This is a genomic window from Erwinia sp. E602 (genome assembly GCF_018141005.1).
Classification (GTDB): domain Bacteria; phylum Pseudomonadota; class Gammaproteobacteria; order Enterobacterales; family Enterobacteriaceae; genus Erwinia.
This window is the reverse complement of the sequence record NZ_CP046582.1, coordinates 3270148-3287820: the sequence shown is the minus strand read 5'-3', so window position 1 is coordinate 3287820 and position 17673 is coordinate 3270148. Positions and strand designations below refer to the sequence as shown.

At 60.2% G+C, this 17673-nt stretch carries 16 protein-coding genes; 11 read left to right on the top strand and 5 right to left on the bottom strand.

The window, feature by feature from the left end; genetic code table 11:
- The first annotated feature begins 28 nt into the window (after positions 1-28).
- The 6 genes from GKQ23_RS16630 to GKQ23_RS16605 all read left to right on the top strand — a co-directional run bounded on the left by GKQ23_RS16630 (position 29) and on the right by GKQ23_RS16605 (position 7490).
- The gene (locus GKQ23_RS16630; RefSeq protein ID WP_212408903.1) at positions 29-985 is read left to right on the top strand and encodes an isoaspartyl peptidase/L-asparaginase; all 957 of its coding nucleotides are present in this window, start codon (positions 29-31) and stop codon (positions 983-985) included.
- Positions 982-2832 (top strand): glutathione ABC transporter ATP-binding protein GsiA, encoded by a 1851-nt coding sequence (gsiA, locus tag GKQ23_RS16625; RefSeq protein WP_212408902.1) that lies wholly within the window; start codon positions 982-984, stop codon positions 2830-2832. The genes GKQ23_RS16630 and gsiA overlap by 4 nt, the downstream gene beginning before the upstream one ends.
- 33 nt (positions 2833-2865) lie before the next feature.
- On the top strand, positions 2866-4401 hold the full coding sequence (gene gsiB, locus GKQ23_RS16620) for a glutathione ABC transporter substrate-binding protein GsiB (RefSeq protein ID WP_212408901.1): 1536 nt from the start codon (positions 2866-2868) through the stop codon (positions 4399-4401).
- Between the two features lie 41 nt (positions 4402-4442).
- A complete protein-coding gene (gene gsiC / locus GKQ23_RS16615) occupies positions 4443-5363 on the top strand; it encodes a glutathione ABC transporter permease GsiC (RefSeq protein ID WP_056236967.1) in 921 nt (306 codons plus the stop codon).
- Positions 5364-5372: 9 nt separating this feature from the next.
- Positions 5373-6278, top strand: a complete 906-nt coding sequence (gene gsiD / locus GKQ23_RS16610) for a glutathione ABC transporter permease GsiD (protein WP_056237184.1) — start codon at positions 5373-5375, stop codon at positions 6276-6278.
- Positions 6279-6380: 102 nt separating this feature from the next.
- Positions 6381-7490, top strand: coding sequence for a PQQ-dependent sugar dehydrogenase (locus GKQ23_RS16605; RefSeq protein ID WP_212408900.1), 1110 nt, complete (start codon positions 6381-6383; stop codon positions 7488-7490).
- 12 nt (positions 7491-7502) lie between these two features.
- Here the strand turns inward: GKQ23_RS16605 and GKQ23_RS16600 are convergent, their stop codons facing one another.
- Positions 7503-8156 (bottom strand): HAD family phosphatase, encoded by a 654-nt coding sequence (locus GKQ23_RS16600; protein WP_212408899.1) that lies wholly within the window; start codon positions 8154-8156, stop codon positions 7503-7505.
- A gap of 276 nt (positions 8157-8432) precedes the next feature.
- Between GKQ23_RS16600 and GKQ23_RS16595 the strand changes: the two genes are divergently transcribed.
- Positions 8433-9635 carry a serine hydrolase gene (locus tag GKQ23_RS16595; protein WP_056236962.1) on the top strand — a complete coding sequence of 401 codons (1203 nt, stop codon included), beginning with the start codon at positions 8433-8435 and terminating at the stop codon, positions 9633-9635.
- A 127-nt stretch (positions 9636-9762) separates the two neighbouring features.
- On the opposite strand, the gene GKQ23_RS16590 is transcribed toward GKQ23_RS16595, so the two are convergent.
- From GKQ23_RS16590 to GKQ23_RS16580, 3 genes are all read right to left on the bottom strand, one after another.
- On the bottom strand, positions 9763-11046 hold the full coding sequence (locus GKQ23_RS16590; protein WP_056236960.1) for an HAAAP family serine/threonine permease: 1284 nt from the start codon (positions 11044-11046) through the stop codon (positions 9763-9765).
- Between the two features lie 619 nt (positions 11047-11665).
- Complete coding sequence (gene ybjG / locus GKQ23_RS16585) at positions 11666-12271, bottom strand: undecaprenyl-diphosphate phosphatase (RefSeq protein ID WP_212411866.1); 606 nt, start codon at positions 12269-12271, stop codon at positions 11666-11668.
- 346 nt (positions 12272-12617) lie between these two features.
- Positions 12618-14306, bottom strand: a complete 1689-nt coding sequence (locus GKQ23_RS16580) for an aspartate:alanine antiporter (RefSeq protein ID WP_056236959.1) — start codon at positions 14304-14306, stop codon at positions 12618-12620.
- Positions 14307-14578: 272 nt separating this feature from the next.
- On the opposite strand from GKQ23_RS16580, the gene ybjM reads away from it, so the two are divergent.
- A complete protein-coding gene (gene ybjM, locus GKQ23_RS16575; protein ID WP_056236957.1) occupies positions 14579-14953 on the top strand; it encodes an inner membrane protein YbjM in 375 nt (124 codons plus the stop codon).
- 231 nt (positions 14954-15184) lie between these two features.
- Here the strand turns inward: ybjM and GKQ23_RS16570 are convergent, their stop codons facing one another.
- Positions 15185-15448: a GrxA family glutaredoxin gene (locus GKQ23_RS16570; protein WP_056236956.1), complete on the bottom strand. Its 264-nt coding sequence runs from the start codon at positions 15446-15448 to the stop codon at positions 15185-15187.
- 246 nt (positions 15449-15694) lie between these two features.
- Between GKQ23_RS16570 and GKQ23_RS16565 the strand changes: the two genes are divergently transcribed.
- From GKQ23_RS16565 to rimK, 3 genes are read left to right on the top strand one after another with little or no spacing between them, the layout of a single operon-like run.
- Entirely contained in the window at positions 15695-15982 is a 288-nt protein-coding gene (locus tag GKQ23_RS16565; RefSeq protein WP_056236954.1) for a YbjC family protein, read from the top strand.
- Entirely contained in the window at positions 15966-16688 is a 723-nt protein-coding gene (gene nfsA / locus GKQ23_RS16560) for an oxygen-insensitive NADPH nitroreductase (RefSeq protein WP_212408898.1), read from the top strand. Before GKQ23_RS16565 ends, nfsA begins: the two co-directional genes overlap by 17 nt.
- Positions 16689-16712: 24 nt before the next feature.
- On the top strand, positions 16713-17615 hold the full coding sequence (gene rimK, locus GKQ23_RS16555; RefSeq protein ID WP_056236950.1) for a 30S ribosomal protein S6--L-glutamate ligase: 903 nt from the start codon (positions 16713-16715) through the stop codon (positions 17613-17615).
- Positions 17616-17673 lie beyond the last annotated feature (58 nt).

Sequence of the window (17673 nt, the reverse complement as noted above, 5' to 3'; positions counted from 1 at the left end):
GCTGATTTGCTGAACGGGACAGGGACTTATGGTCAAAGCTACGATTGCCATTCACGGCGGAGCGGGCGCGATTGCCCGCGCCAGCCTCGATGCTGAAACAGAGCTACGCTACCGCCGTGCGTTGCGCGACATTATCACCAGCGGCCAGCTGCTGCTGGCCGACGGTGCCAGCGCGCTGGAGGTGGTGACCGAGGCGGTGCGTCAGCTGGAAGAGTGCCCGTTGTTCAACGCCGGGCGCGGCTCGGTGTTTACCGCCGCGGCAACTCACGAGCTGGACGCCTGCGTAATGGAGGGCCACACGCTGCAGGCCGGCGCGGTGGCGTCGGTCTCGCGGGTGCGCAACCCGGTGCTGGCGGCGCGCGCGGTGTTGCAGCACAGCCCGCACGTGCTGTTCTGCGGCGCGGGCGCGGAATCGTTTGCGGCCAGTCATGGCCTGGCGCTGGTTGAACCGGGCTTCTTCTCCACCCCTGAACGGCGGGCGCAGCTGACGCGGGCGCAGGCCAGCGGCCAGACCCTGCTCGATCATGATGCCGCAGCAGGTGACCCGCTCGACCCGGATCGTAAATTTGGCACCGTCGGGGCGGTGGCGCTGGATGCCGCAGGCCACCTGGCGGCGGCGACTTCGACCGGCGGCATGACCAACAAACAGCCCGGCCGGATCGGCGACTCGCCGCTGCCGGGGGCCGGCTGCTACGCCAGCGACGGCGTGGCCGTTTCCTGCACCGGCACCGGCGAAGTGTTTATCCGCACGCTGGCCGCTTACGATCTCGATGCGCAGATGCGTTACGGCGGATTGTCGCTGCGGCAGGCCGCAGCCCGTCTGATAGATGAAAAAATTGTGCAATTCGGCGGCAGCGGCGGACTGATCGCCATCGATCGCGAGGGGAACGTGGTGCTGCCGTTTAACAGCGAAGGTATGTATCGCGGTTACGGCGTGGTCGGTGACGCCCCTCGCGTGGCGATCTACGCTGAGGACGTGCAATGAGCGACGTTCAGCCCCCGCGCATCCCGGTGCTGGAGGTCAACAACCTCAGCGTCAGCTTTCAGCACCAGCAGCAGCGCATCCAGGCGGTTAACGACCTGTCGCTGAGCGTAGGCCAGGGCGAAACGCTGGCCATCGTCGGCGAGTCCGGCTCCGGCAAGTCGGTCACCTCGCTGGCGCTGATGCGGCTGATCGAACAGGGCGGCGGACGCATCGACAGCGGTGAAATCTGGCTGTCGCGCCCCGGCCAGCCGCGCGTCGATCTGGCCCGCCTGCCGCAGCAGCAGATGCGCAGTCTGCGCGGTGCCGATATTGCAATGATCTTCCAGGAGCCGATGACCTCGCTGAACCCGGTGTTCCCGGTCGGCGAACAGATTGCCGAATCGATCCGCCTGCACCAGGGCAAAAGCCATCAGCAGGCGCTGCACGAGGCGCGGCGGATGCTCGATCTGGTGCGCATTCCCGATGCAAACAACGTGCTGACCCGCTATCCGCACCAGCTCTCTGGCGGCATGCGTCAGCGGGTGATGATCGCCATGGCGCTCTCCTGCCGCCCGGCGCTGCTGATCGCTGACGAACCGACCACCGCGCTGGACGTCACCATTCAGGCGCAGATCCTGCAGCTGATCCGCGTGCTGCAGAAAGAGATGCAGATGGCGGTGATCTTTATCACCCACGACATGGGGGTGGTGGCGGAGATGGCCGATCGCGTGCAGGTGATGCTGCGCGGCGACGTGGTTGAAACCGGCAGCGTGGAGGCGATCTTCTCCCGCCCGCAGCAGCCCTATACCCGGGCGCTGCTGGCGGCGGTGCCGACGCTCGGTGAAATGGCCGGACGGCCGCTGCCGGCGAAGTTCCCGCTGGTCGAAAACGGCCAGCGCGGCGACGAAACGCCGCAGGATACGGTAGTGAGCGGCGTGCCGCCGGTGCTGCAGGTGGCCAACCTGACCACCCGCTTTGACCTGCGCAGCGGGCTGCTCAATCGCGTGACCCGCCGCGTACACGCGGTGGAGAAGGTCAGCTTCGATCTCTGGCCCGGGGAGACACTGGCGCTGGTCGGCGAGTCCGGCAGCGGCAAGTCGACCACCGGCCGCTCGCTGCTGCGGCTGGTTGAGAGCCAGCACGGCACCATCACCTTTAACGGCCAGCGCATTGACCAGCTCAATGGTGCGGCACTGTCGCACCTGCGGCGCGATATCCAGTTTATCTTCCAGGATCCTTACGCCTCGCTCGACCCGCGGCAGACGGTCGGTTTTTCGATTATGGAGCCGCTGCTGATCCACGGCATCGCCCGCGGCCGTGAGGCGCAGCAGCGGGTGGCGGCCCTGCTGGAGCGGGTCGGGCTGCTGCCGGAGCACGCGCAGCGCTACCCGCACGAGTTTTCCGGCGGCCAGCGGCAGCGGATCTGTATCGCCCGCGCGCTGGCGCTGAAGCCGAAGGTGGTGATCGCCGATGAGTCGGTGTCGGCGCTGGACGTCTCGATCCGCGCGCAGATCATCAACCTGCTGCTCGACCTGCAGCGCGAAGACGGCATCGCTTACCTGTTTATCTCGCATGATATGGCGGTGGTGGAACGCATCAGCCACCGGGTGGCGGTGATGTACCTCGGCCAGATCGTCGAGATGGGGCCGCGCCAGGCGGTGTTCGAGAATCCGCAGCACCCCTACACCCGTAAACTGATGGCCGCCGTGCCGGTCGCCTGTCCCGGCCAGCGGCGGCGCGAGCGGGCGCTGCTGGTGGATGAGATCCCCAGCCCGCTGCGCGCGCCGGGGGATGAGCCGCTGGTGGCACCGCTGGTTGAGGTCAGCGCCGGCCACTTTGTTGCCCGGCACACCATCAGCCGCGCATAAAATTTGAGCATAACGATACTAAAGGACTGAGATATGATGAATCACTCGCGTAAATGGCTGTTAACCGCCGGTCTGCTCGGCAGCATGGCTGCCGTACCGGCCTGGGCGGCGAAAGATATTACCGTGGCGGTCGGCTCGAATTTCACCACGCTGGACCCGTACGATGCCAACGACACCCTGTCGCAGGCGGTGGCTAAATCCTTCTATCAGGGGCTGTTTGGCTTCGACAAAGAGATGAAGCTGCAGAACGTGCTGGCCGAGAGCTATCAGGTCAGCGACGACGGGCTGAACTACACCATTAAGCTGCGTCAGGGGGTGAAATTCCAGGACGGCACCGATTTCAACGCGGCGGCGGTCAAGGCCAACCTCGATCGCGCAAGCGCGCCGGACAACCACCTGAAGCGCGGCAACCTGTTCCGTCCGGTGGCCGGCACCAGCGTAGTGGACGACCATACGGTAAAAATTACCCTGAAGGCACCGTTCTCGGCGTTTATCAACACCCTTGCCAGCCCGGTGGCGGCGATGATTTCGCCGGACGCGCTGAAAAAGTACGGCAAGGATATCGGCTTCCACCCGGTGGGCACCGGCCCCTATGAGTTCGTCACCTGGAATCAGACCGATTTTGTGAAGGTGAAGAAGTTCGCCGGCTACTGGAAGCCGGGCTATCCGAAGCTTGACAGCATTACCTGGCGTCCGGTGGTGGACAACAACACCCGCTCGGCGATGCTGCAGACCGGTGAGGCCAACTTTGCTTTCCCGATCCCGTTTGAGCAGGCGAAGCTGCTGGAGAAAAACAGCAAGGTTGACCTGGTGACCTCACCGTCAATCATGCAGCGCTATATCAGCTTTAACGTTACCCAGAAGCCGTTTGACAACCCGAAGGTGCGTGAGGCGATTAACTACGCGATTAACCGTGAGGCGCTGGTGAAGGTGGCCTTTGCCGGTTACGCCACGCCGGCCACCGGCATTGTGCCGCCGTCGATTCAGTATGCGCAAAGCTATCCGGCCCTTGAGTACAACCCGGCGAAAGCGCGCGAGCTGTTGAAGGAAGCGGGCTACCCGAACGGCTTTACCACCGCGCTGTGGTCGTCACACAACCACAGCACCGCGCAAAAGGTGCTGCAGTTTACCCAGCAGCAGCTGGCGCAGGTGGGCATTAAGGTCGAACTGACGGCGATGGACGCAGGTCAGCGCGCCGCACAGGTGGAAGAGAAGGGGCAGAAAGAGAGCGGAGTCCGTATGTTCTACACCGGCTGGTCCGCCTCGACCGGTGAAGCCAACTGGGCGCTGACGCCGCTGTTTGCCACCCAGTCCTGGCCGCCAGCCATCTTTAACACCGCCTTCTACAGCAATCCGCAGGTGGATAAAGACCTGACCGACGCGCTGAACACCACCGACGGCGCGAAAAAAGCCGCGCTGTATAAGGATGCGCAGGACCGCATCTGGAACGATCGCCCGTGGGCACCGCTGGTGGTGGAGAAACTGGTCTCGGCGAACAGCAAAAACCTCAGCGGTTTTTACGTGATGCCGGACACCTCGTTCAGCTTTGATGATGCCGATCTGAAATAACAGAGCTTAACGCGCCCCCGCAGGGGGGCGCAGGGAAAAGCATGCTTAACTATTTTCTAAAACGCTTACTGGGCCTGATCCCCACGCTGCTGATCGTGGCGGTGGTGGTGTTTCTGTTTGTCCACCTGCTGCCCGGCGATCCGGCGCGGCTGATCGCCGGGCGGGAAGCTGATGCGACGGTGGTGGCAATGGTACGTCAGCAGCTGGGGCTGGATCTGCCGCTGCCGCAGCAGTTCTGGCGCTATATTACCCACGCGCTGCAGGGCGATTTTGGCCAGTCGATGGTCTCTAAGCGGCCGGTTTCCGAAGAGATCGCGTTGCGCTTTCTGCCGACGCTGTGGCTGACGCTGTGCAGCATGGGCTGGTCGGTGGTATTTGGAATGGCGATCGGCATCAGCTCGGCGGTGTGGCGCAACCGCTGGCCCGACCGGCTGGGGATGGCGCTGGCCGTGTCCGGTATCTCCTTTCCGGCGTTTGCGCTGGGGATCCTGCTGATGCAGGTGTTCTCCGTTGAACTGGGCTGGTTACCGACCGTCGGTGCCGACAGCTGGCTGCACTATATCCTGCCCTCGATGACGCTGGGTGCCGCGGTGGCGGCGGTAATGGCGCGCTTTACCCGCGCCTCGTTTGTCGACGTGCTGCAGGAGGACTATATCCGTACCGCCCGCGCCAAGGGGGTGCGCGAGTCGCTGGTGGTTCTCAAACACGGCCTGCGCAACGCGATGATCCCGGTGGTGACCATGATGGGCCTGCAGTTTGGTTTCCTGCTCGGCGGCTCGATCGTGGTCGAGGTGGTGTTTAACTGGCCGGGGCTCGGACGGCTGCTGGTCGACTCGGTGGAAATGCGTGATTACCCGGTGATACAGGCGGAAGTGCTGCTGTTTTCACTGGAGTTTATTCTGATTAACCTGGCGGTTGATATGCTGTACGCGGCGATCAACCCGACGATTCGTTATAAATAAGGGCAGATGATGATCAACTGGCGGCGCGACGCTGCGCTCTCCACGATGCCGGTTCTGGAACGGGATCGGATTCGTACACCCTGGCGTGAATTCTGGCGGCGCTTCCGCCGTCAGCCGGTAGCGCTGGCCGCGGCCGGCTTTGTGCTGCTGCTGCTGCTGGTGGCGCTGTTCGCCCCGCAGCTGGCCCCCTTTGATGCCGAAAACTACTTTGACTACGATCGGCTGAACGAGGGGCCCTCGGCGCTGCACTGGTTTGGCGTGGACGCGCTGGGGCGCGATATTTTCAGCCGGGTGCTGGTTGGTACCCGGCTGTCGCTGATCGCCGGCTTCTTCTCAGTGGCCGTCGGTGCCGCCATCGGCACGCTGCTGGGGCTGCTGGCGGGCTACTATGAGGGCTGGTGGGACCGCATCGTGATGCGCATCTGTGACGTGCTGTTTGCCTTTCCCGGCATTTTGCTGGCGATTGCCGTGGTGGCCATCATGGGCAACGGTATGGGCAACGTGGTGGTGGCGGTGGCGATCTTCAGCATCCCGGCCTTTGCCCGCCTGGTGCGCGGTAACACCCTGGTGCTGAAGCATCAGACCTTTATCGAGTCGGCGCGCAGCATCGGTGCCGGTGACGGCACCATTATTTTTCGCCATATCCTGCCCGGCACGCTCTCGTCGATCGTGGTCTACTTCACCATGCGCATCGGCACCTCGATCATTTCGGCGGCCAGCCTCTCTTTTCTCGGGCTGGGCGCGCAGCCGCCGACCCCGGAGTGGGGAGCGATGCTTAACGCGGCGCAGGCCGATATGGTGATGGCCCCCCACGTGGCGGTGTTCCCCAGCCTGGCCATCTTCCTCACCGTACTGGCGTTTAACCTGCTCGGCGATGGCCTGCGCGACGCGCTGGATCCGAAGCTGAAAAGCTGAGCCATAAGCTGAACAGCCGAACTTAAGCTTTTGTAAAAAACGCCGCGTTCTGCCGGTCATTCGCTAAATTTAGCAAGCCCCCCTTTTTTCTGGAGAATTTTTATGCGGCTTGCTGCCATTCTGTTCATTGCCTCTGCCGTGCTGCTTAGCGTCAGCGGCGCGCGGGCCGATAACGTCAAGGTTGAAGAACTGCTGGACGGGCTCGATCACCCGTGGTCGCTGGCATTTCTGCCGGACAATCAGGGGATGCTGATCACCGAACGTTCCGGTCAGCTGCGCTGGTGGCAGCCGGGCCACGCCCTCTCTGCGCCGATTAGCGGGGTGCCGCAGGTGTGGGCGCAGCGCCAGGGCGGGCTGCTCGACGTGGTACCGGCGCCTGACTTTGCCAGCAGCCGCCGCGTCTGGCTCAGCTACACGCTGAAGGGCGAGCAGGGCGCAGGGGCGGCGGTGGGCTACGGTACGCTGAGTGAAGATCATCGCCAGCTGCGCGATTTCCGCGAGGTGCTGCGCCAGCCGGGCCTCTCCTCCGGCGCGAATCTCGGTTCAAGGCTGGCCTTTGATCGTAACGGCGACCTGTTTATCACCTTCGGCGATAACTTCCACGCGGAGAAAGCGCAGGATCTCAACGCGCTGCAGGGGAAAATTGTGCGTCTGAAGGCCGACGGTTCGGTGCCTGAGGACAATCCGCTGGTCGGGCGTAAGGACGCCCGACCAGAGATCTGGAGCTGGGGAATGCGCAACCCGCAGGGTATTGCGCTTAATCCGTGGACGCATGAAATCTGGGAGAGCGAACACGGGCCGCGCGGCGGCGATGAGCTGAATATCCCGCGTAAGGGCCATAACTACGGCTGGCCGCTGGCCACCTGGGGCATTGACTACGGCGGCGACAAGGTACCGGGCTCGCAGGGGGGAGAGGTGAAGGGCACCGAGCAGCCGATCAAGTACTGGCCGGTCTCCCCGGCGCTCAGCGGCATGGCGTTCTATAACAGCGCGCGCTTCCCGCAGTGGAAAAACTCGCTGTTTATCGGCGCGCTGAAGGAGAAAAACTTGATCCGCCTGACGCTGAACGGCGACCGGGTGGTGGAAGAGCAGCGGCTGCTGGGCGACCGCGGCGAGCGCATCCGCGACGTGCGCAGCGGCCCCGACGGCTGGTTGTACGTGCTGACCGATGAGGCCAACGGCAGGCTGCTGAAGGTGGGACTGGCGCCCTGATTGCGGGCTCTTTTATCTCACCCAGCGATGCACTTCCCAGCCGTGCTGTTCTGCCAGCGCGTGCAGCGGTGGCGCGGGGTTAATCACCCACGCGTGGTCGGCGTGCGCCAGCATCGGCGCGTCGTTTATCGAGTCGCTGTAGGCCCAGGTTTTATCGAATACATGAGGCTGCTCCGCCTGCCACTCCGCCAGACGGGTCAGTTTACCCTGCTGGTAGGTGATGGTGCCGAAAATGCCGCCGCTGTAGCGTCCATCGACGATCGACACGCCCACCGCCAGCGCCACGTCGGCACCCAGCGCCGCGGCGATCGGGTTGACCAGCTGTTCACCGCTGGCGGAGATCACCAGGATCAGGTCACCGCGCTGGCGGTGCCACTCAAGCCGCTCGCGGGCCTGCGGATAGACGCGGGGCAGGATATCGCGCTGAATAAACCGGCCGATCCAGCCGTCCACGGTGCGGGTTGCCAGCCCGGCCAGCGGGGCTAACGTGGTACGCATATAGTCTTCCATCGACAGGCACCCCTGATAGTAGTGCTCCATCAGCACCCGCTCTTCATCCAGCAGGCCGGGCGGGGCGAAGCCTTCGGAGACCAGCCAGCGCAGCCACAGGCTGGTGCTGTCATCGCTGATCAGGGTTTCGTCGAGGTCGAACAGGGCTAAATCCATTTTTTTACTCCGGTAGGGGACTGGCGGCAGCCTAACGGATTTTTGTGACAGTCATAACCTTTTTGCCAGGAAAAACCCGTCAGCGTGCCCTCGCCAGCGATATTCGCACAAAAAAACGGCGACTCAGGCGGCAGGTTGGGCATTCCTCCTGTAAACTTTAGAAAACTTTACGGTTCTGCGGTTCAATTTAACGTCGTAACGCCTTAGTGTAGGACGGTTAATCGTCAGATTACGCTTCACCACTAAATGTCTTTCAAATGGATACCCGGTCCCGCCATGAAGAAAACGCGCCTGCTAACCAGCCTCACCGTGCTGGCCACCACCTCAACGCTACTGCTAACCCTCTCCACCGCTTACGCCGAGCAGGCACCTGCCGCGCCGCAGGTCGACGCCAAAGCCTGGGTGCTGATCGACTATCACAGCGGTAAGGTGTTAACCGAATCGAACGCCGATCAGCGTCTTGACCCGGCAAGTCTGACCAAAATGATGACCAGCTACGTCATCGGGCAGGCGCTGAAAAGCGGCAAAATTAACAACGACGATCTGGTCACCATCGGCAAAGATGCCTGGGCCACCGGTAACCCGGCGCTGAAAGGGTCGTCGCTGATGTTCCTCAAGCCCGGCGACCGTATTCCGGTCTCAGAGCTGAACAAAGGCATCGTCATCCAGTCGGGTAACGATGCCAGTATTGCGCTGGCGGACTACGTCGCCGGTAGCCAGGACTCGTTTGTCAGCCTGATGAACAACTACGTCAAGGCCTGGGGCCTGCAGAATACCCAGTTTAAAACCGTGCACGGGCTGGATTCAGAAGGTCAGTACAGCACCGCGCGCGATATGGCGCTGATCGGCCAGGCGCTGATCCGCGACGTGCCGGACGAGTACGCGCTGAACAAAGAGAAAGAGTTCACCTTTAACAAAATCCGCCAGTACAACCGCAACCGCCTGCTGTGGAGCACCAACCTGCAGGTTGACGGCATTAAAACCGGCCACACCTCCGGTGCCGGCAATAACCTGGTGGCCTCGGCGGTGGACGGCGACATGCGTCTGATCTCGGTGGTGCTGGGCACCGCCACGGACGCCATTCGCTTCCGTGAAAGCGAAAAGCTGCTCACCTGGGGCTTCCGCTTCTATGAGACCGTGACGCCGATTAAGGCCGATAAACCCTTTACCACCCAGCGCGTCTGGTTTGGTGACCGCAGCGAAGTCAGCCTCGGAGTGGCTAACGATGCGGCGGTAACGTTGCCGAAAGGTCAGCTGAAAAATCTGAAGGCCAGTTTCACGCTTAAAGATCCGCAGCTGACCGCGCCGCTGGCGAAAAATCAGGTGGTGGGCACCATTGATTTCCAGCTGGACGGAAAATCGGTGGAGCAGCGGCCGCTGGTGGTGATGGAAGAGGTGAAAGAGGGCGGCTTCTTCAGCCGCATCTGGGACTTCGTGATGATGAAACTGCACGGCTGGTTTGGCAGCTGGTTCGCGTAATCCAGACAACCCGTTGTTTGCTTAATCAATAAAAAACCCGGCATTTTTGCACTGCACCTGAATCAGTTGGCTAACCAACTTCTGGGGGGCAGGACAATTGCCGGGTTTCTTTATGAGCGAGTCAGGATCAGAACAGGGTGTAGGCCACTGCAGAGATGGCCACCAGGCCAACCAGCACCACAAACACGTTGCTCAGCTTGCCGCTGTACTGGCGCATCGCCGGTACTTTGTTAATGGCATACATCGGCATCAGGAACAGCAGCACGGCGATAATCGGGCCGCCCAGGCTTTCGATCAGGCCGAGGATGCTCGGGTCCAGCGTGGCGACGATCCAGGTGGTCACCAGCATAAACAGCGCGGTAAAGCGGTTCAGCTTGCTCTCGGTAATGCTCTTGCCGCGGCTGCGCAGCATCTTGTTCACCGTACCGTTAAAGCCTTCACGCGCGCCAAGGTAGTGGCCGAGGAAGGATTTGGTAATCGCCACCATGGCGATGATCGGTGCCAGCCAGGCCATCAGCGGCGTATCGAAGTGGTTGGCCAGGTAAGACAGAATTGAAATATTCTGCGCCTTGGCTTCCGCCAGGTTTTCCGGCGTCAGGCTCAGCACGCAGCTGAACACGAAGAACATCACCGTCAGCACCATCATGATATGGCTGCGCGCCAGGATGCGTGAGCATTTCTTCTCTGCCTGGTCGCCGTACTCTTCACGTTTTGCCACCGCAAAAGCGGAGATGATCGGCGAGTGGTTGAAGGAGAACACCATCACCGGGATCGCCAGCCACATTGTCATCATCAGCCCTTTACCGCTGCCGCTCAGGCTGACGTTGTCGAAAATCGCGCTGTTCCAGTGCGGGATCAGGTACAGCGCCAGCGCCATCAGCACCAGCACAAACGGATAGACCAGCACGCTCATGGTCTTCACGATCATCTCTTTACCGAAGCGCACGATGGTCATCAGGCCGACGATCAGCACCAGCGCCAGCAGCGCCCGTGGCGGGGCCTGCATATGCAGCTGGTGGGTCATAAAGCTTTCAACGGTGTTGGTGATCGCCACGCTGTACACCAGCAGAATCGGGTAAATGGCGAAGAAGTAGAGCAGGGTGATCAGCTTACCGGCACCGACGCCAAAATGCTCTTCCACCACCTCGGTGATGTCTTCGCCTGGTTTACGGCCGGAGAGCACAAAGCGGCACAGCCCGCGGTGGGCGAAGAAGGTCATCGGAAACGCCAGCAGCGCCATGATCACCAGCGGGATCAGACCACCGATGCCGGCGTTGATCGGCAGGAACAGCACCCCGGCACCGATAGCGGTTCCGTACAGGCCCAGCATCCACATGGTATCGCTCTTGTTCCAGCCGCTGGCATCCTGAGTTGCCTCCGGGCTGAGCACCGCCGTTTGTGAAGATTCCATCGATTTCTCCCGTGTTGAAAAGATAAATTGCTGTGCCAGACCGCTGGCTGACGTTTTGCTGCCCTGCAGGCAGGCGGCGCGTCGGCAATCAATCTGGCTTTAAATACGCCATCAGCGCGCTATCAGAATGGGCAATGACAATGCCGTTTTTATTAATCGCGCTAATTTAATGGCGCACACTCTACCATCAGAAAAAATAGAAGAAAGTGCTGCTTTGATAACTCCTGGTGATCCTAATCACACTTTCATCACCTTTTTTAGGGGTAATGTCTGTCAGCCCTGGCTTACAAGGGGGAATTGACCACTAAACTGGCTTTAAAACAGGGGTTTAAACTGAATTTCACTATTTTTAAATGGTGAAATAATGAGTGGGTTGCGTGTTTTAACAACAGGGTTTACTGATAATATATTAATTTACAACAGGTTATGAATTTTATCCTGCAGCAGGTTGTTGCGCTTTTAATCATTTGCGCAACATATTTGTCTGTAAGCCGGCAACAGTATTTCGGTTGCGCAAAACAGGCAGAGTGGGTAGGAACAGGCTTACGTGGCGTCAGTAAAGGCGGGAAGGGAAATAAGCGGCAGGCGGGGAGATGATTCTTACCCGCCTGCGTTTAAATCAGTCGCGTACCCAGCCCTTGCCAATGGGCACGGCAAACAGCAGGCGATATAGCGCAGACAGGCGGGGCAACAGGCGCTGGCCAAACAGCAGCCAGAAAATTTGCGCAAACAGGCAGGCGAGCATGCCCACCAGCAGCCCGCCGAGCATATCCAGCGGCCAGTGAATCCCCAGATAGACGCGTGACCAGGCGATCGCCGCACCACAGACCAACAGCAGTATGCCGGACCAGACGCGGTGCCAGCAGATAAACGCGATGGCGAAAGTAAAGATCACCGTTCCGTGGTCGCTGGGATACGAGTCATCCGGCGCGTGGTCGAGGAACTGATGGCCGAGGCCGATGGCAAACGGCCGCGGGTGGGGAAACAACTGCGCCAGGCACCAGGAGAACGCCAGTGCGTAAAGCAGCGCCACGGCGGTTTTCACCACCAGCACCCGCTGCGAGTGCAGCCGGCTGCGCGGCCCCCACAACCACAGGCCGACAATCAGCAGCGGCACGATGGCGATCAGATCGCGGGCAATAAACGTGGCCAGGGCGATTAGCCAGGCAGCAGAATCGCCGCTGGCGTTAATGGCCAGAAACAACCCGCGGTTTAACTCTTCCATCATAAAAAAATAATCCTCATCGATAGCCTGCGCATAAAGCGATCGCACCCGCCAGAGGCCCGTCGGTGCAGGCCCTGTGCAACGAAAAGTCGTTGTCAGGTGGGGGTATAGCACGAAATGCTTAAGGTAAAATTAGCGGCAGGCGACGTAAAGGGGGGGAGTCCCAAATCGCGTCTTTGTTTCAGTTGTGTTGAGGATTGATGACGGCTGGGTTACCGGAGGCATAAAAAAACCCGTTAAACAGAAGTTTAACGGGCTCCTCAATTTGGGGATTTCAAAGAAAAGCAGTGGCACTAATTAAGACTGTGACCCCTGCCGAAAGTTCGCTGAAATCGTCAAATTATTTTCAGCCACCCAGAACCGGCCAGAGTATCACGATCAGCGTTCCGGCCAGCGTCAGCAAAACGTTAGCAATGGCATAAGTTCCTGCATAGCCGAGTGCCGGAATATTGCTGCGCGCGGTATCGCTGATGATCTCCATCGCCGGGGCGCAGGTGCGCGCGCCCATAATCGCGCCGAACAGCAGCGCGCGGTTCATCTTCAGCACCCAGGCGCCAAACAGGAAGCAGATTACCACCGGCACCAGGCTGACCACCAGCCCGGCGCCGAGCATCAGCAGCCCTGTTTCGCCGATGCCGTGGCTGATGCCGCTACCGGCGCTTAAGCCCACGCCGGCCATAAACACCATCAGCCCGAACTCTTTCACCATGGTCAGTGCACCCTGCGGGATGTAGCCGAACGTCGGGTGGTTGGCGCGCAGGAAGCCGAGCATGATGCCGGCAAACAGCAGCCCGGCGGCGTTGCCGATGCCAAAGCTGAAGCTGCTGAACTGGAAGGTGATCATGCCGATCATCAGGCCGATGATAAAGAAGGCGCAGAACGCCAGCAGATCGGTGACCTGGCTGTGGATGGAGATAAAGCCGATACGGTCCGCCACCGACTTCACGCGGCGGGCTTCGCCGCTGATATGCAGCACGTCACCCTTGTTCAGCATGATGCTGTCGTCGATCGGCATCTCAATCTGGCTGCGGATCACCCGGTTGAGGAAGCAGCCGTGATCGGTGAGGTTCAGCTGGCTCAGGCGTTTGTTCACCGCGTTGTTATTTTTGACCACGATCTCTTCATTGACGATGCGCATGTCCAGCAGGTCGCGATCGAACACCTCTTTGCCGTTGCGGAAGCTGGGGTCCAGCCGCGAGTGGGCATCAGGATAACCGACCAGTGAGATCTCATCGCCAGGTTGCAGCACCGCGTCGCCGTCCGGGCTGGCCAGAATACCGTTACGGCGGATGCGCTCAATGTAGCAGCCGGTCTGGCGGTAGATACCCAGTTCGCGCAGATTTTTGCCGTCGCTCCAGGCCACCAGCTCCGGGCCGACGCGGTAGGCGCGGATCACCGGCAGGTAGACTTTACGTTTGCTGTCCGGGTCGAGGCCGCGTTCGCGGGCAATCTGCTGCGCGCTGGTGGGCAGGTCCTGATGCTGCAGCCTGGGCATATAGCGCGCGGCCACGATCAGGCTCACCAGGCCAATCAGGTAGGTCAGCGCGTAGCCGAGGCTCAGGTGATCCTGGGCCAGGCTCAGGCTGCTGCCCGGCGGCAGCGTTTGTCGCAGCGTATCCCCGGCCCCGACCAGCACCGGGGTGGAGGTCATCGCCCCGGCCAGCATGCCGGCGGTCAGGCCGATATCCCAGCCAAACAGCTTGCCCAGCCCCAGCGCCAGCGTCATGGCGCTGGTCACCATCACGATCGCCAGCATCAGGTAGTTTTTTCCGTCGCGGAAGAAGATCGAGAAAAAGTTCGGCCCGGCTTCGACGCCGACGCAAAAAATAAATAACATAAAGCCGAGGTTTAACGCCTCGGTATTAATCGCAAAATGCTGCTGGCCGAGCAACAGAGAAACAACCAAAACACCAATAGAATTACCCAGTTGAACAGGTCCCAACCGAATTTTTCCTAAACAGAGCCCTAAAGCCAGTACGACAAATAACAACAGAATGTAATTATTACTTAACAAATCTGCGACGTTTATATTCACGGTTTAACTTCTTGTTTACCAGTAAGCTATTGATGAGAAGCGGTTTATGGGATAAATTTAGCCGCCAGCACAGACGGTGGGGTACGGGTTAATACCGATAGTTCACCAGCGCTAAACAGGGACTATTTTAATCGCTCTGCTCCCTTTCAGCCAGTCTGCACCGTGCCTGAATTATGCCTTATTGTATAAAACAAAATCATTATTGTAACAATCTGTCAGGCCGTTGCGGGCGTTGAATTGAATTGGGTTAAAAATAACCTGGAGAAAATTCTATGAGGTTAGAAGACATTAAGTGGTCAGGCGTGATTGCCTGCAGTTCCCTGTACGGCGTGCTGTTTCTGGCGATCCGTTATCTGATAGCCGTCAGCGGTGATGGCCACGCTCAGCTCGGTCTGCTGCTGTTAATCCTGCCTGGCGCACTGGCCGCGCTGATGTCAAGAGACGCGCCGCTCACCGTGCTGCTGCTGGCGATGCTGCTGGCATCTCCTCCCTGCCTGGCGCTGATGCAGCTCAGCGTGTTTCACAGCATGGGCCTGGGCCAGGAGATCGCCCTGATCAGCAGCGCGGTCTTCTGGTGCGGTTCCGGCACGCTCGGCGTGATGCTGTGGCGCACGCTCACCAGCCTGCACCACCAGCAACATCAATAGGGGAAGGGGGCAAGGCGGCAAGCGAGAGAATCCCCGGGAGCTGACATCAGTCAGTGACCGGGGTGAACGAGTGCAGCCAACGCAGCTACGTCGCGAAAGACAGATCAATACCCGAGTATTTCGTGCTGTAGCAAGGCGGCAAGCAAGAGAATCCCCGGGAGCTGACATCAGTCAGTGACCGGGGTGAACGAGCGCAGCCAACGCAGCTACAGCGCGAAAGACGAAGGGTATTTACTGGAAGAGACCGAGGTGGGCTTTGGCATGGGCTTCGAAATCGGTAAACCCACCAATATGCGTTGAGTCCAAAAAGATCTGCGGCACGGTTTCAACCGGTTTACCGACGGTTTTTTCCAGGTCAGCTTTGCTAATCCCTTCCGCGTGAATATCAACGTAACGGAAGTTAAAGTCATCACGCTCTTCGGTCAGTTTCTCAGCCAGCTCTTTTGCGCGTACACAGTAAGGGCAGCCAGGGCGTCCAAAAATCACTGCAAACATTGATGTCTCCTCAGAATTCAGATTCGATTGTGTGATGCTTATCACAACTTATCGCTTAGTGGCGCTATGATGCCCGCAACAGGCCCTGAAAGAAAGAAGGAATTACCTGTTGGTCTGATACGCGCCGTCTATCCCCGGCCGCCTGGAAAGTCGCCTGTCGCCGGCCTGGCGTTTGGCATCCGCGCCGGATCCAGGCTTTAATAACGCACTGTTTCCCCTGAGCGGTGTTGCCTGCAGGAGTCCTCTATGCGTGCGTTTAGCCAGTTACCCCGGCCGGTTTTAATCCTCGAAGTGCTGGGTATTTTACTGCTGGTGCTCTCTTACCTGACATTACACGAAATGCTACCCTTGCCGGCACCGTTAAGCGGGCGGCTGGCGGCAACGGTGATGATTTTCGCCGGCATTGCCCTGATGCTGCCTGCGGCGCTGGTGATGATGTGGCGTACCGCCAGACTGATGGCCCCCGATCTATTTAACACGCGCCCTTCGCGTGACAAGAAACCACCAGGAGACAACCATGACGCCGACCATTGAGCTGCTCTGCAGCCACCGTTCCATTCGCGCCTTCACTGAGCAAACGCTGTCTCAGCCGCAGCGCGAGGCGATTCTGGCGGCCGCCCAGTCGGCCTCCAGCTCCAGCTTTCTGCAGTGCTCATCGATTATCCGCATCAGCGACCCAGTAGTGCGTGAGGCGCTGGTGCCGCTGAGCGGCGGCCAGCACTATGTCGCCCAGGCGGCCGAGTTTTGGGTGTTTTGCGCCGACTTTAACCGTCACCAGCAGATCTGCCCGCAGGCGCAGCTGGGGCTGGCGGAGCAGCTGCTGCTCGGCTGCGTGGATACCGCGCTGATGGCACAGAATGCCATGATTGCGGCCGAATCCCTGGGCTTTGGCGGCGTCTTTATCGGCGGCATCCGCAATCACATTGCCGGGGTGACCGAGCTGCTGGGGCTGCCGAAATACGTGCTGCCGCTGTTCGGCCTGTGCCTTGGTGAACCGGCGCAGGATCCGCTGCGCAAGCCGCGTATGCCGGTCAGCATGCTGGTGCATGAAAACCGCTATCAGCCGATCGACGCGGGCACGCTGGCAGAGTATGACCAGACGCTGGAAAACTATTATCAGCATCGCGACAGCAACCGCCGGGTGGAGAGCTGGAGCGAACATATCCAGAAAACCATTATTAAAGAGAGCCGCCCGTTTATTCTCGATTACCTGCATCAGCAGGGTTGGGCAACGCGCTAAGCGTATTTATGCCGGAGGTTACCGTTGAAGATTGCTTTGCTGTCCCGTGATGGTTCGCTTTACTCCTGCCAGCGTCTGCTGGAGGCCGCGCGTCAGCGGGGCCACAGTATGGAGGTGATCGATCCACTCTCCTGCTATATGAACATCAACCCCGGTGCCTCGGCGATCCACTATCGCGGGCGGCAGCTGGAGCCGTTTGACGCGGTGATCCCGCGCATCGGCTCGGCGACCACCTTTTACGGTACGGCGGTGCTGCGGCAGTTTGAGATGTGCGGCAGTTACCCGCTCAACGAGTCGCTGGCCATCGCCCGCGCGCGTGACAAGCTGCGCTCGCTGCAGCTGCTGGCGCGCGCCGGCATTGCTATGCCGGTGACCGGCTTTGCCCACTCGCCGGACGACACCAGCGACCTGATCAAGATGGTCGGCGGCGCGCCGCTGGTGGTCAAGCTGCTGGAGGGAACCCAGGGAATCGGCGTGGTGCTGGCCGAAACGCGGCAGGCGGCGGAGAGCGTGATCGACGCCTTTCGCGGGCTGAACGCGCATATCCTGGTGCAGGAGTTTATTAAAGAGGCGCAGGGGCGGGATATTCGTTGCCTGGTGATCGGCGGGGAAGTGGTGGCGGCCATCGAGCGCGAGGCGAAAGAGGGGGATTTTCGCTCAAACCTGCATCGCGGGGGGACGGCAAAGCGGGTCAATATTACCGCGGCCGAGCGGAACATTGCGGTGACCGCCGCCACCACGCTGGGGCTGGACGTGGCGGGTGTGGATATTCTGCGGGCCACGCGCGGCCCGCTGGTGATGGAGGTTAACGCCTCGCCGGGGCTGGAGGGGATTGAAAAGACCACCGGGCTGGATATCGCCGGTATGATGATTGAATGGATAGAGCGCCAGGCCAGACCCGGTTTTTGTCTAAAAACGGGTGGATGAGTTCATATTTCTGTCGTAAACGTGGTGTTCAGCGATGTTTTTACGTAAGCTAGTGCGC

Coding starts and splice junctions, on each gene's coding strand:
- gsiD (WP_056237184.1), top strand. CDS start 5,373: ATGATCAACTGGCGGCGCGACGCTGCGCTCTCCACGATGCCGGTTCTG.
- nfsA (WP_212408898.1), top strand. CDS start 15,966: ATGACGCCGACCATTGAGCTGCTCTGCAGCCACCGTTCCATTCGCGCC.
- gsiC (WP_056236967.1), top strand. CDS start 4,443: ATGCTTAACTATTTTCTAAAACGCTTACTGGGCCTGATCCCCACGCTG.
- ybjM (WP_056236957.1), top strand. CDS start 14,579: ATGAGGTTAGAAGACATTAAGTGGTCAGGCGTGATTGCCTGCAGTTCC.
- GKQ23_RS16570 (WP_056236956.1), bottom strand. CDS start 15,448: ATGTTTGCAGTGATTTTTGGACGCCCTGGCTGCCCTTACTGTGTACGC.
- GKQ23_RS16565 (WP_056236954.1), top strand. CDS start 15,695: ATGCGTGCGTTTAGCCAGTTACCCCGGCCGGTTTTAATCCTCGAAGTG.
- GKQ23_RS16605 (WP_212408900.1), top strand. CDS start 6,381: ATGCGGCTTGCTGCCATTCTGTTCATTGCCTCTGCCGTGCTGCTTAGC.
- GKQ23_RS16600 (WP_212408899.1), bottom strand. CDS start 8,156: ATGGATTTAGCCCTGTTCGACCTCGACGAAACCCTGATCAGCGATGAC.
- GKQ23_RS16590 (WP_056236960.1), bottom strand. CDS start 11,046: ATGGAATCTTCACAAACGGCGGTGCTCAGCCCGGAGGCAACTCAGGAT.
- ybjG (WP_212411866.1), bottom strand. CDS start 12,271: ATGGAAGAGTTAAACCGCGGGTTGTTTCTGGCCATTAACGCCAGCGGC.
- GKQ23_RS16595 (WP_056236962.1), top strand. CDS start 8,433: ATGAAGAAAACGCGCCTGCTAACCAGCCTCACCGTGCTGGCCACCACC.
- gsiA (WP_212408902.1), top strand. CDS start 982: ATGAGCGACGTTCAGCCCCCGCGCATCCCGGTGCTGGAGGTCAACAAC.
- GKQ23_RS16630 (WP_212408903.1), top strand. CDS start 29: ATGGTCAAAGCTACGATTGCCATTCACGGCGGAGCGGGCGCGATTGCC.
- gsiB (WP_212408901.1), top strand. CDS start 2,866: ATGATGAATCACTCGCGTAAATGGCTGTTAACCGCCGGTCTGCTCGGC.